The following is a 13,102-nucleotide window of genomic DNA, read 5'->3' on the forward strand; positions in this document are numbered from 1 at the left end:
ACGGCTTGAGTCCTATTGAATTCAGGACAAAAGCCGCTTGAGTGAGTTTTAATTATTTACACTGTCTACTTGACGGGGAGCAGTTCAAAAGCTGGCTTGTGTCTCGCCTGAGGAAAGTGCGTGAAAGAACGAGTGATTCCTTTTTGAGTCAGCCCCTTCTTCGTGTACCGTTACATGTAAAAACCTGATTCGTTTTTGTTAAATCAACTTCAACTCTTGGCCCACTTGCTTAAAGGCTTCAAGCGCTTGTTCCAAGTCCTCGCGTGTGTGTTCCGCCGTGACGATTGTCCGGACACGTGCTTTTCCTTTTGCGACCGTCGGGAAGGCAATCCCTTGCGCAAAGACACCGTGTTGACGCAGACGGTCTGACAGCTGATGGCATAATGCTTCGTCACCGACGATGACCGGTGTGATCGGCGTCGTGGATGTGCCGATATTAAAACCGAGTTCCCGTAATCCGTGCTTGAAGAATTCCGTGTTTTCCCAGAGACGGTCAAACAGTTCCGTTTCTTCTTCCATGACGCGGAGTGCTTCGCGGTTCGCTTCGACGACAGCCGGTGGATGGGACGTCGAGAAGAGGAACGGACGGCCTTTATGGATCAGATAGTCTTTGACATGCTGTTCGCACGCGACATATCCGCCGAGAACACCAATCGCTTTTGAAAGCGTCCCGACTTGCAACGCGACCCGTCCGTCGAGTCCGAAGTGATTGACGGTTCCGCGACCACTTTTTCCGAGAACGCCAGATGCATGGGCATCATCGACCATGACGAGGGCATCATATTTTTCAGCCAGTTCAACGATTTCCGGGAGTGGTGCAATGTTACCGTCCATCGAGAAGACACCGTCCGTTACGACGAGACGTGTCCGCGCGTCCTGTGTTTCCTGCAGAGCCGCTTCCAAGTCCGCAAGATCCACATGATTATAGATACGGCGTTTCGCTTTCGTCAGACGGATTCCGTCGATGATTGAGGCATGATTCAAGGCGTCGGAAATGACGACATCCTCCGGTCCGAGCAAGGCAGACAACACACCGAGATTCGTCGCGAATCCCGATTGGAAGACGAGCGCTGCTTCCGTATGTTTGAACGTCGCAAGCTCCCGTTCGAACGCTTGGTGCATCTCGAGTGTTCCGGCAATCGTCCGGACCGATCCCGTACCGGCACCAAATTCCAGTGCTGCGTCGGCAGCCCGCTTAGCGAGACGCGGATGCGCTGCCAGTCCGAGATAGTTATTTGACGACAATTGAATCAATTCTTTCCCGTTTACCGTCACCCGGTTATGCTGGGCACTTTCAAGCGCCACGAGTTCGCGGAACGTCCCCGCTTGTTTCATTTCTTCTAATTCTGTCCGTAAATGCTCAAAACCCATCAATTCGTCCCCCTTGGTTGTAGTACGACCTTTCCACATTTCCCTTGTCGCATCAATTCGAATCCTTCTTCAAACCGTTCGAGTGGTAACGTATGAGTGATCAACGGCTTCACATCGACTTTTCCGCTCGACAAGAAGGCAGACACCTGACTCCATGTCTCATACATCTTCCGTCCGGTAATCCCCTGAACGCGGACTCCTTTGAAAACGACATGGTTCGTCAAATCGATTTCGACCGGTTTGACCGGCAGACTCAAGATATTGACATCTCCGCCTGCCGTCACCATCTCGAATGCTTGACCGATGGCGACCGGATGACCGCTCATTTCGCAGACGACATCAATGCCGTCGCCGTCGGTCATCATCCGGACGCGTTCAAGAACATCTTCATGACGTGAGTCGATGACGACATCTGCCCCCATCGTCTTCGCAAGTTCGAGTCGGTATGGATTGACATCAATCGCCACGACTTCTGCCGCCCCTGCCGCTTTTGCGACGGATACTGCCATCAACCCGATTGGACCGCAACCAACGATTGCCACCGTCTTGGCACTGACGTCACTGGCGAGCACCGTATGGACGGCATTGCCCATCGGCTCTTGAATCGACGCGATGCCGGCTGGCATATCTTCCGGATTGACCCAGAGGTTTTCTTCCGGCATGACGACGTACTCGGCGAAACAGCCTTGCGTATCGACGCCGATAATTTTTGTGTTTTTACAAATATGGTATTGCCCGCGTAAACATTGTTTACATTGATGACAGACGATATGCGTCTCAGCCGAGACCCGGTCACCGAGTTTCAGACGTTTTGTCCCTTCCCCCAGCTCCACGACTTCGCCTGAAAACTCATGTCCGAAGACATAGGGCGGATTGACGCGTGACGCCGCCCAAGCATCCCATTCGTAGATGTGGACATCCGTCCCGCAGATTGATGTCGCTTCGACCCGGATCAACACTTCGCCCCGGTTCGGTGTTGGGACGGCGACTTCTTTTAAGACGGCGCCAAACCCACGTTCTTCCTTCACAAGCGCCCGCATCGTTTTCACCTTCGTCGTATCCTCTACAGCTGTCACTAATTTTGTCATCATTCCCCGACTCCTTCGTAGGCCTTACCTGTTTCTCTGATCGGTAATGACCAAGTATTGAGCATCCCCAAATAACCAAACAATCATTCCACTCTAGTTTACATGAATTCGGCGGCAAGTTTACCAAATGTTTCTTCATTCATGTCAAGATCGGCAAATGTCAGCCCCTGATCCGCGTATCCATCGATTTGCGACTGATAATCTGGACGTGAATCATCCTGGTAAATCAGTCCCATGACAAGACCATTGTGCTCATGGACAACCCGTTTCGCGAGATCGAGATCAGTTGCGTCATAGTTTTCAAGATCATCCAGTTTCGTCAAATTCTGTTTGAACCAGTCGTACGTATTGACTTTATTAAACGTGACACACGGACTAAACACGTTGATGAAAGCAAATCCTTTATGTTGCGTCGCCTGTTCGATCAAGCTCGTCAGCCCTTTTAAGTCATTTGAAAAACTTTGGGCGACAAACGTCGCGCCTGCCGTCAAAGCAAGCTCGACCGGTGAGACACTTTTTTCAATCGATCCTTTTGGTGTCGATTTCGTCTTGAATCCCAGTGCAGACGTTGGTGACGTCTGCCCCTTCGTCAAACCGTAGATTTGGTTGTCCATCACGATATACGTCATATCGACATTTCGTTTAAAGGCATGGATCGTATGTCCCATCCCGATCGCAAAACCATCTCCATCTCCACCGGAAGCAATCACCGTCAATTCACGGTTGGCCATCTTGACTCCTTGGGCGATTGGTAACGACCGACCGTGAACACCATGAAAACCATATGTGTTGATGTAGCCGGAAATCCGTCCAGAACAGCCGATTCCGGAAATCAAGGCCAGTTCCTCCGGTTCGAGCCCGACGTTCGCGACAGCCCGCTGAATCGCCGCCTGAATTGAAAAGTCGCCACAACCGGGACACCAGTTTGGTTTGACATCGTTTCTGAAGTCTTTAAATGTTGCCATGGAAAATCCCTCCTGCGACGACTTGTTCGACCACTTCTGCCGGATAGAACGGATCGCCGTTGAATTTTAAAATATGTTCGATCTTTTCTGCAAACCCACAGTTCATCTGGATTAATTTCGCGAGTTGTCCCGTCGCATTATATTCGACGACGACGACTTGTTTGGCCCGTTCAAGATGCGGACGGACCAGTTCACTTGGGAACGGATGCATCTGACGGATATGCAGATGATCGACATGAACACCTTGTTCTTCCAGACGCGGCATCACTTCCTCGATCGTTCCACGTGTCGAGTTGAAGCCGACGAACAGGATATCCGGCTTCGCATGTTGCTCGGTCACGAGTACCGCATCCTTCAGGCGGAACTGATTCAACTTCCGAAGACGTTTCGTCATCTGATCGACTCGGTTTTTCGTCGCTTCCGACGGACGACCTTCTTCGTTATGTTCGACACCGGTCACGTGATGAATCCCGTGTTTCGTTCCCGGTACGACGCGCGGACTGATTCCGTCTTCCGTCACTTCATACCGTTTGAAATAGGCTTTGCCTTCAAGTTCCGGCAGCTCGCCTGAAATCAACTTCCCGCGCCGGATTTCGACCCGATTGACATCAAGCGGTTCGACGGATTGTTTACCGAGCGACAACATCAAGTCCGTCAAGAGAATGACCGGGCATTGATACTCTTCCGCGATGTTGAAGGCTTCCGCCGCATCATAAAATGCCTCCTCGACCGTCGACGGCGCCAGGACGACTTTCGGAATCTCCCCGTGCGTACTATAAATCATCGCCATCAAATCCGATTGTTCCTGTTTCGTCGGTAGTCCTGTCGATGGTCCTCCGCGTTGTGTGTCGATGATGACGAGTGGTGTCTCCGTCATCCCGGACAATCCGATTGCTTCTGCCATCAAGGACAGTCCTGGTCCAGCCGACGCCGTCAAGGCACGGACGCCGGCATAGTTGGCCCCGATCGCCATCGTGACAGCTGCGAGTTCGTCTTCCGTCTGAACGACGGTCCCGCCGAATTGTGGTAATTTTTTGATTAAGTACTCCATGATTTCAGACGATGGGGTAATCGGATACGCTGCCATCAGACGAGCCCCGCCTGCAACCGCACCAAGCGCAATCGCATCGTTGCCAATCATGAACATCCGTTGCTGTCCATCGGCCGGATCTAAAATAAAGCGTTCGGACGTCGCTGCCATCGCTTCAAACGCAGCTGCGCCTTCTCGGATCGCGGATAAGTTCTTTTCGACCATCTCGGGTCCTTTCCGACCAAAAATCTGTTCGACGACCGCTTGGAAACGTTCCGGATCGATGCCGAGAATCGCACTCGATGCTCCGATTGCGACCATGTTCTTCATCAGTGACGTCCCAAGTCCTGCCGCAATTTCCGTAAAGGGAATCGGATAGAGCACGGCCCGCGTCTGATCGGGATTGGTCGGATTAAATTTCGCATCGGCGATGATGATCGCCCCTTGACGCAATTCATGGAAATTGACGTCGATCGTTTCTTGGTCAAAGGCGACTAAAATATCCAGATCGTCGGCAACGGTCCGGACTTCGTGTGTTGCGACACGAATCTTATTGTTCGTGTGACCCCCTTTGATCCGTGAAGAAAAATGGCGGTATCCATATAAGTAATAACCTAAGCGGTTCAGGGCAATGGCAAAGATCTCACCTGTTGATTCGATCCCTTCCCCCTGCTGACCGCCTACTTTCCATGACAATTGATTGTACATCGACGTTCGCTCCTTCTATCCCCTGAAATGATTGAAGCTGTCTGCTTCACTGTCCTCCCTCATGATACCGATTTCCGGATAGTTGTACAATCCTCCTCAAACGAATCGATTGAAAATATCCTGGATAGTACACAAATAAGACCATCTACTCCAGCGAGTAAATGGTCTAGCTTAACGTAGGACCTATGTCCAATGATGCATCATCGTGGTTCAATGATTAGTTTGATTGCCGTCCGTTCCTCACCATCAATCATGATGTCGGTAAATGCCGGAATACAGATCAGATCCATCCCTGCCGGTGCGACAAATCCTCTCGCGATCGCAACCGCTTTGACGGATTGATTGAGTGCACCTGCACCGATTGCCTGAATTTCGACAGAACCTTTCTCTCGAAGTACACCTGCGAGCGCTCCTGCGACCGCGTTCGGATTCGATTTAGCTGATACTTTCAGGACGTCCATGCATGTACCTCCCAATCAAAAATCAACACTTAATCAAAGAAAATCGATTGATCCGTCAAATGAATCCGTTCAATCTTCGTTGCTTTTTTCGATACATCATCAATATGAATCAAGACTCCATTTAACTGTTCCCGTCCTTCCGCAACTTCAAACCGGGTTGGGAGCTGTGTTTTAAATTTCCGTAAAACATCTTCTTTTCGCATACCGAGCACACCATCAAGAGGACCCGTCATGCCAACATCCGTGATGTAAGCCGTTCCGCCTTCCAAAATCCGTTCATCCGCTGTCTGGACGTGGGTATGTGTTCCGACGACTGCTTGGACACGCCCTGCTAAATGATAGCCCATCGCGATTTTTTCACTTGTTGCTTCTGCATGGACGTCAACGAAAATCGCATCGACTTCCCCTTCGACTTCCGCAATCAACTGATCGACGGTCCGGAATGGATCACCGAGTGCTGGCAAGAAGACTGTTCCCTGGACGTTGATGACAGCAATCTTTTTGTTGCCGACTTTTAAGACCATCATGCCGCGTCCCGGTGTACCTTCCGGATAGTTCGCCGGACGGACGATCCGGTCCGCATCATCAATCCAATCAAAGATATCTCGATTGTCAAACGTATGATTGCCCATCGTCACGCCATGGAAACCAAGCTCGAGCAACTGATGATAAATTGCCTTTGTGATCCCACGACCATGTGCCGCGTTTTCTCCATTCACCAGCATGACCGTCGGGTTGTACCTCGATTTGATTCGTGCTGTGAACTGTTGCAGGATATGCCGACCCGGTGCCCCGACAACGTCACCAATAAATAAGATTTTCAAAAAAATTTCCTCCAATCATTAAAAAAAGTGGCGGTCGCCCGCCACTCTGCTTATTTTGCGTATTCGACTGCCCGTGTTTCCCGAATGACCGTGACTTTGATATGACCCGGATAATCGAGTTCTTCTTCGATTTTTTTCCGGATATCACTTGCCATTTTATGCGCAAGAACATCGTCGACGACATCAGGACGAACGATGATTCGTACTTCACGACCTGCTTGGATCGCGAAGGACTTCTCGACACCGTCAAATGATTCTGAGATTTCTTCCAGACGTTCAAGACGTCGGATATAACTTTCGAGTGTTTCTTGACGTGCTCCTGGGCGTGCTGCAGATAAAGCATCGGCTGCTGCGACCAGAACAGAAATGACAGATGTCGCTTCCGTGTCCCCGTGGTGAGAAGCAATCGCGTTGATGACGGTCGGATGTTCTTTGTACTTCGTACCAAGTTCAACCCCGATCTCCACGTGACTTCCTTCGACCTCATGGTCAACGGCTTTTCCGATATCGTGCAGGAGACCTGCCCGTTTCGCAAGCGTCACATCTTCTCCAAGCTCAGCTGCCATCATGCCGGCAAGGTGAGCCACCTCAAGTGAGTGGAAAAGAACGTTCTGCCCATAACTCGTCCGGTACTTCAAGCGACCGAGGATTTTAACGAGATCCGGATGAATCCCGTGAATGCCAACGTCATACGTCGCTTCTTCACCGATTTCACGGATTCGTTCATCGACTTCCCGGCGTGACTTGTCGACCATCTCTTCAATCCGAGCCGGGTGAATCCGACCGTCTTGAACAAGCTTTTCAAGTGCCATCTTCGCCACTTCACGGCGAATCGGATCGAATCCGGATAAAATGACGGCTTCTGGTGTATCATCGATGATTAAATCGATACCCGTCAATGTTTCAAGCGTCCGAATGTTTCGCCCTTCACGACCGATGATCCGGCCCTTCATCTCGTCATTCGGTAAGTTGACGACGGAAACCGTCGTCTCTGCGATATGTTCAGCGGCGAACCGTTGAATCGCAAGTGAAAGAATGTTTCGTGCTTTTTTGTCTGCTTCTTCTTTTGCTTTTTGTTCGATTTCTTTTTGAAGAATTGCTGCGTCGTGCATGGCAGCTTGTTTTGTCTCATCCATGATGATAGCTCTAGCATCGTCCTGCGAAAGATTCGCAACACGTACGAGCTCTTGGCGTCCCTGTTCATACAGGTCCTCTACTTTTCGTTCTAACTCTTCAGCTTGATGCTTCCGTTTCGTGATCTCTGCATCACGTGTATTGATCTGCTCTTCCTTACGGTCGATGGAATCAACACGGCGATCGAGTGTCTCTTCTTTCTGGAGCAATCGTCCTTCTTGTTTCGTTAGCTCTTGACGACGTTCACGAAGTTCTTTTTCCACTTCTGTCCGAAGTTTGAAAGCTTCATCTTTCGCTTCGAGTAATGCTTCTTTTTTCGTTGCTTCCGCTGATACTTGTGCACGTTCCACGATTTTCGTCGCCTCTGTTTCCGCACCTTGAATCTTCGCTTCTGCAATCGATTTCCGCAAGAAGTAGCCTACGATGAATGCGATCAGTAATGTGAGGAGAAGTATGACAATCCAAGTTGTTGTATCCATGGGTTCACCTCCCCTTTGCAAGGTGTTTCTTAGTTCATTTCGGTTATTCATCGAAGCTGTCTAAAAAACGTACATCTATATTGTAAGGATAGCACTCGTTCATTGTCAACGAACGGGCGGGAAAGAATTCCTATCTTTTCCTCTTTTCCATTAAAAAAGAGCAGAATCTGAATCGATTCCACTCTTTTTCAACTTATTCCGCGAACATATCTTCCGCTTGACCTTCTTCGAAATCGACTGGATCTTTCCGATCAACCAAACCGTGATGCTCACGAATCAACCGTTCAACTTCATCCGCGACTTCCGGATGTTCGATCATATATTGTTTCGCATTCTCACGTCCTTGACCGAGACGTTCCGAATTGTATGAATACCAGGCTCCGCTTTTTTGAACGATATCAAGATCCGTCCCAAGATCAATCAACTCACCGAATTTCGAGATACCTTGACCATACATGATATCGACTTCGGCTTGTTTGAATGGTGGTGCAATCTTATTTTTAACGACTTTCAGTTTCGTCCGGTTTCCGACGATGTCTGTTCCGTTTTTAAGAGCTTCCGCACGACGAACTTCTAGACGAACAGACGAGTAGAATTTCAAGGCACGTCCACCTGGAGTCGTTTCCGGGTTACCGAACATGACACCAATTTTTTCACGAATCTGGTTGATGAAGATGACGATCGTTTTGGATTTATTTGTCGCACCAGAAAGTTTACGTAAAGCTTGACTCATTAAACGAGCTTGTAGCCCCATATGTGAGTCACCCATTTCGCCTTCAATCTCAGCTTTTGGTACAAGTGCAGCAACGGAGTCGACGACTAAGATATCAACAGCACCTGAACGGACAAGCGCTTCAGCGATTTCAAGTGCCTGTTCTCCTGTATCTGGTTGTGATAATAATAACTCGTCAATATTGACACCAAGTTTACTTGCATATGCTGGATCGAGTGCATGCTCGGCATCGATGAAGGCGGCCTGACCACCTTGTTTTTGTACTTCTGCAATCGCGTGAAGCGCTACAGTCGTTTTACCAGAAGACTCTGGACCATAGACTTCAATTACCCGTCCACGTGGGTATCCACCTGCACCAAGTGCGATATCTAATGTGATTGATCCAGACGAGATAACGGATACTCTCTGATCTGCATTCTCACCAAGTCTCATGATTGAACCTTTACCAAATTGTTTCTCAATCTGACGTAACGCCATCTCAAGTGCTGCTTTACGATCACTCACGTAGCAGGCCTCCTTTTATTTATCTTACTGAGATTATTGTACTTCTTTTGAGACCGAATAACAAGCATTTCACGAACATTTATTCGTATACTTGAAAAAATTCATTTTTGAATACGTTTGTCTGAGTGGTTGATATTTTTAATCAGCATGAAGTACGCATCCTTAACCGATCGCAACCTAATCATACCACGGTCGAAGGCCGGATATGTCAGTTCAAGCACTTCCGTCCCACTCGCTTGCGCCAAGGCACAATAGACCGTGCCAACGGTTTGACCACTATTGCTCGTTGGTCCAGCTTCCCCTGTCAAGGCAATCGCAAGATCCGTCTGATAGAGTGCTCGCGCTCCTTCCGCCATCGCAATGGCGACCTCCCGGCTGACTGCCGTTTGTTGATCGAGTAACGTTTGTGCGACTCCTAAGACGTTGACTTTTGCGACGTCTGAGTAGACGACGGCACTCCCGCGGAAGACGTCACTCGCCCCCTTGATGTCGGTCAACCCGCTCGCAAAAGCACCACCTGTCAAGGACTCCGCTGCGGACAAGGTCAAACCGGCTTTCCGGCAGTCATCAAGCACGACTTCCGGTAAACTTGTCTCACCATATCCATAAAAATAAGTACCGACTTCATCACGTATTTGACGTTCGAGTCGATCAAGCATCTCGAGGGCTGTTTGTTCGTCAAGTGCCTTCGCCGTCAAACGTAAACGGACTTCCGCCAGTTCCGCATAGGGCGCAACGGACGGATTACGCGCCGTCCGAATCAAATCCGCCAACCGGTCATTTAAGGCAGATTCTCCGATTCCAAAAAAACGGAGTGTTCTTGATTTGATGGTTTCTTTACCTAACAAATGATCGAAATGATCTGCGATGATCCGTTTCATTTCCCTTGGTACACCCGGTAACAAGATGTACTGATGGTCCGACGTATGAACGGACATACCGGGTGCAAGTCCCGCATTGTTCGTCAACACATCGGCCCCTTCGATGATAAGCGCTTGTTTTTTCTCGTTGTTCGTCATCGTTCGTCCCCGTGTTTTCAAGAACGCTTCGATTCGATCATACGCCGGTTGGTCGATCTGTAACGAGCGTTCTAATAATTCCGCCACGACTTCTTTCGTCAAATCGTCTTCCGTTGGTCCGAGTCCACCGGTGATCACCAAAAGGTCGACCCGCCCCTGCGCTCGTCTGATGACGTCGGTCATCCGTTCCCGATTATCACCGACGACCGTATGGTAATACACGTCAATGCCACACGTCGCCAGCCACTCCGATAGATACTGAGCGTTCGTGTTGGCAATTTCCCCTAACAATAACTCACTTCCAACGGCAATGATTTCTGCTTTCATCCTGATTCCCCGCTTTCCTAACTATAAGAAAAGACTGTTCGGTTTGGCGAACAGCCTTGTTTGAGATAACTTACATCGATTTCGTAATTAACTTGATGTTTTTCGAAAAATACTCAAGACCTGAATAAATCGTCAAGACTAACGCAAGCCACATCGTAATTTCCGCAAACGGGATGTTGAGTAAAGCAAATCCGATGTCGTGTAATAAAAAGGCGATGATCGACGTGAGCTGAACCCACGTTTTTGCTTTACCTGAGTTTCCGGCAGCAAGCACGATTCCTTCATCGGATGCGACGAGACGTAGACCTGTCACGGCAAATTCACGGCATAAGATGATGACGACGACCCAGGCGGCGACGAAGTCCAGCTCGACGAGGTAGACCAGTGCCGCTGCGACAAGCATCTTGTCGGCGAGAGGATCCATGAATTTGCCGAAGTTTGTGACCAATTTGTTTTTTCGTGCCAGATACCCGTCAAGCCAATCGGTAATGGCGGCGACTGAGAAAATCATCGCGGCGACGAAGTGAGCAACAGGGAGTTCCGCCCCTAATACATCCCACTGTCCCCAGTCTGGGTTGATTGCTAAGACAGCTACGAACACGGGAATTAATAAGACGCGTAAGACCGTCAATTGATTGGGTAAGTTCATTCTCGTATCCCTCCTTTTCGAGTTATGTATGCCAGCATCCTGCTGACATGAAGAAGACACGCCTTACGGCGTGGCTACTTTCTTTAAATAAATGTTCTGAACGAGGAGGGAGCGGTTAAGCTTAAGCTCCTGATCATTAACGAGAATCCGATCAATCCCTTTGATGGAACCAACCCGAATCCGAATCACATCCGTTTTGGCGTTTTTGACGACAATCGGGTTCGGATCGGACGCATTGATGTGGTCTGGGGCAAGTGCCTCCCCTTCTAGCGACGTATCACGAACACCGACAAACGGAGACGGTGAGGCATCTTTTTTGATGCGGATCGTTACACTCATTGTATCATCCGCCGGCACTTCATAGGTGATATCTTGACCAACCGTCGTTTTGACAGGCAATGGTTTTTTCTCTTCTTTTTTGACAGGCACGGTTTCTTCTTTCGCCGGTTCTTCCTTCGGCTCCTCCGCTACCGGGGTGTTGGCTTCCTCGCTTGGTGCGTCCCCTTCATCAATCGTGACTTCACTTTGTGGAGGTGTAGACGTCGTCGTATCATCGCCATCACGGAATGCCTGGAATCCGTAGTACAGGGCGACTCCGATCGCAAAAATCAAGGCAATGATGATGATATTCGGAATCCAGCGTTTGGCGACACTTTTCTTCGGCGCCGTCGATTTCGAATAGGTCGCTCGGCGAGACAATTCGACGACCGGCTGTGTTTCTGGTTCCGGTAAATCACGTTTATACGTGGCAAACACTTCATCGACATCCAGCCCAAGTGCTTCTGCATACGTTTTGATGAATGCCCGTGCATAAAAGGCACCTGGCAATTGTTTATAATCGCCTTCTTCAATCGCAGTGATGTAACGTTTTTGAATTTTAGTTGTACTTTGGATTTGTTCGAGAGAGATACCTAATGTCTCCCGCTGCTCCTTTAAGTAGGTTCCGAGCTCGGTCATCGGTAACACACCTTCCATTTTCAATACTTATTCGAAATTGAACCAATCGTTCCCTCCATGGGCCCGCGGTGGTTCGGTGACAATGATTTCTTCGGTCGTGTTGCGTAGTTCAATGATGTAATCAAAATCATCCCACGTATATTCGCTTGATTTAACAAAAGCGTCCGGGTGTTCGACGATTTTCGTGGCGGGTAACCGCATGACTTCACGTAAGATTTGCCAATGTCGTTCATCAAAGTGTCGTTGGGAGACGAGGGCATCGATGATATAAACATAATCACCTGTCCGTTCATCATCAAACAGTGACGTCCGAACGGTCTGTTTGATCAACGTCGACGAGAGGAACAACCACTTTTTGTTGGCACTGACACTGGCGGCAACAATCGATTCCGTTTTCCCTACCCGTGGCATGCCTCGGACTCCAATCAACAGATGCCCATCCTGTTTGCATAACTCTGCCATGAAATCGACGAGAATCCCCAAATCTTCCCGGACGAATCGGAACGTTTTGATTTCGCCGCTACTGTGATCGATATAACGTCCATGACGAATCGCAATCCGGTCGCGTAATTTTGGTTTACGCAATTTGATCACATCGATGGTCGACATCGTCTTCAAGATGGCTGCGAGTCGCGGGATCTGATCCGGTTGCTTCGTTTGCAACAACATGCCGCGCCGCTGGTGATCGACACCATTGATCGTGACAATCGAGATATGTAGCATCCCCATGAGTGACGCGATGTCCCCTAAAATACCGGGACGATTGACGTTCAGTTCGTACTCTAGATACCACTGTTCGAATTCACTCACGCGCAAAGCCTCCCTTTAAAATCGGTTATCCATCCCTCATGTT

General features: G+C 49.3%; 12 protein-coding genes. All 12 read right to left on the minus strand.

Annotation, left to right across the window (positions count from 1 at the left end; genetic code table 11):
• Positions 1 to 198: 198 nt before the first annotated feature.
• The 12 genes from KNQ13_RS09115 to KNQ13_RS09170 all read right to left on the minus strand — a co-directional run bounded on the left by KNQ13_RS09115 (position 199) and on the right by KNQ13_RS09170 (position 13,059).
• Entirely contained in the window at positions 199 to 1,371 is a 1,173-nt protein-coding gene (locus tag KNQ13_RS09115) for a glycine C-acetyltransferase (protein ID WP_014970010.1), read from the minus strand.
• Entirely contained in the window at positions 1,371 to 2,462 is a 1,092-nt protein-coding gene (tdh, locus tag KNQ13_RS09120; RefSeq protein ID WP_014970009.1) for an L-threonine 3-dehydrogenase, read from the minus strand. Before tdh ends, KNQ13_RS09115 begins: the two co-directional genes overlap by 1 nt.
• A 95-nt stretch (positions 2,463 to 2,557) precedes the next feature.
• Complete coding sequence (locus KNQ13_RS09125) at positions 2,558 to 3,424, minus strand: 2-oxoacid:ferredoxin oxidoreductase subunit beta (RefSeq protein ID WP_014970008.1); 867 nt, start codon at positions 3,422 to 3,424, stop codon at positions 2,558 to 2,560.
• A complete protein-coding gene (locus tag KNQ13_RS09130; protein ID WP_014970007.1) occupies positions 3,411 to 5,162 on the minus strand; it encodes a 2-oxoacid:acceptor oxidoreductase subunit alpha in 1,752 nt (583 codons plus the stop codon). The genes KNQ13_RS09125 and KNQ13_RS09130 overlap by 14 nt, the downstream gene beginning before the upstream one ends.
• Before the next feature lie 200 nt (positions 5,163 to 5,362).
• Positions 5,363 to 5,623, minus strand: coding sequence for a stage V sporulation protein S (locus KNQ13_RS09135; RefSeq protein WP_012369932.1), 261 nt, complete (start codon positions 5,621 to 5,623; stop codon positions 5,363 to 5,365).
• A gap of 29 nt (positions 5,624 to 5,652) precedes the next feature.
• Positions 5,653 to 6,447, minus strand: coding sequence for a TIGR00282 family metallophosphoesterase (locus KNQ13_RS09140; RefSeq protein ID WP_014970006.1), 795 nt, complete (start codon positions 6,445 to 6,447; stop codon positions 5,653 to 5,655).
• 50 nt (positions 6,448 to 6,497) lie between these two features.
• Positions 6,498 to 8,060: a ribonuclease Y gene (rny, locus tag KNQ13_RS09145; protein ID WP_014970005.1), complete on the minus strand. Its 1,563-nt coding sequence runs from the start codon at positions 8,058 to 8,060 to the stop codon at positions 6,498 to 6,500.
• Positions 8,061 to 8,253: 193 nt separating this feature from the next.
• Complete coding sequence (recA, locus tag KNQ13_RS09150) at positions 8,254 to 9,297, minus strand: recombinase RecA (protein ID WP_014970004.1); 1,044 nt, start codon at positions 9,295 to 9,297, stop codon at positions 8,254 to 8,256.
• Positions 9,298 to 9,398: 101 nt separating this feature from the next.
• Positions 9,399 to 10,643 (minus strand): competence/damage-inducible protein A, encoded by a 1,245-nt coding sequence (locus KNQ13_RS09155; protein ID WP_026831114.1) that lies wholly within the window; start codon positions 10,641 to 10,643, stop codon positions 9,399 to 9,401.
• 70 nt (positions 10,644 to 10,713) lie between these two features.
• Positions 10,714 to 11,292 (minus strand): CDP-diacylglycerol--glycerol-3-phosphate 3-phosphatidyltransferase, encoded by a 579-nt coding sequence (gene pgsA / locus KNQ13_RS09160; protein WP_014970002.1) that lies wholly within the window; start codon positions 11,290 to 11,292, stop codon positions 10,714 to 10,716.
• A gap of 63 nt (positions 11,293 to 11,355) precedes the next feature.
• Positions 11,356 to 12,249: a helix-turn-helix domain-containing protein gene (locus tag KNQ13_RS09165; RefSeq protein WP_014970001.1), complete on the minus strand. Its 894-nt coding sequence runs from the start codon at positions 12,247 to 12,249 to the stop codon at positions 11,356 to 11,358.
• Between the two features lie 27 nt (positions 12,250 to 12,276).
• Positions 12,277 to 13,059 carry a DUF3388 domain-containing protein gene (locus tag KNQ13_RS09170; protein WP_014970000.1) on the minus strand — a complete coding sequence of 261 codons (783 nt, stop codon included), beginning with the start codon at positions 13,057 to 13,059 and terminating at the stop codon, positions 12,277 to 12,279.
• Between the last annotated feature and the right edge of the window lie 43 nt (positions 13,060 to 13,102).

The organism is Exiguobacterium sp. s128, assembly GCF_018618815.1.
In the GTDB taxonomy this organism is placed as follows: domain Bacteria; phylum Bacillota; class Bacilli; order Exiguobacteriales; family Exiguobacteriaceae; genus Exiguobacterium_A; species Exiguobacterium_A antarcticum.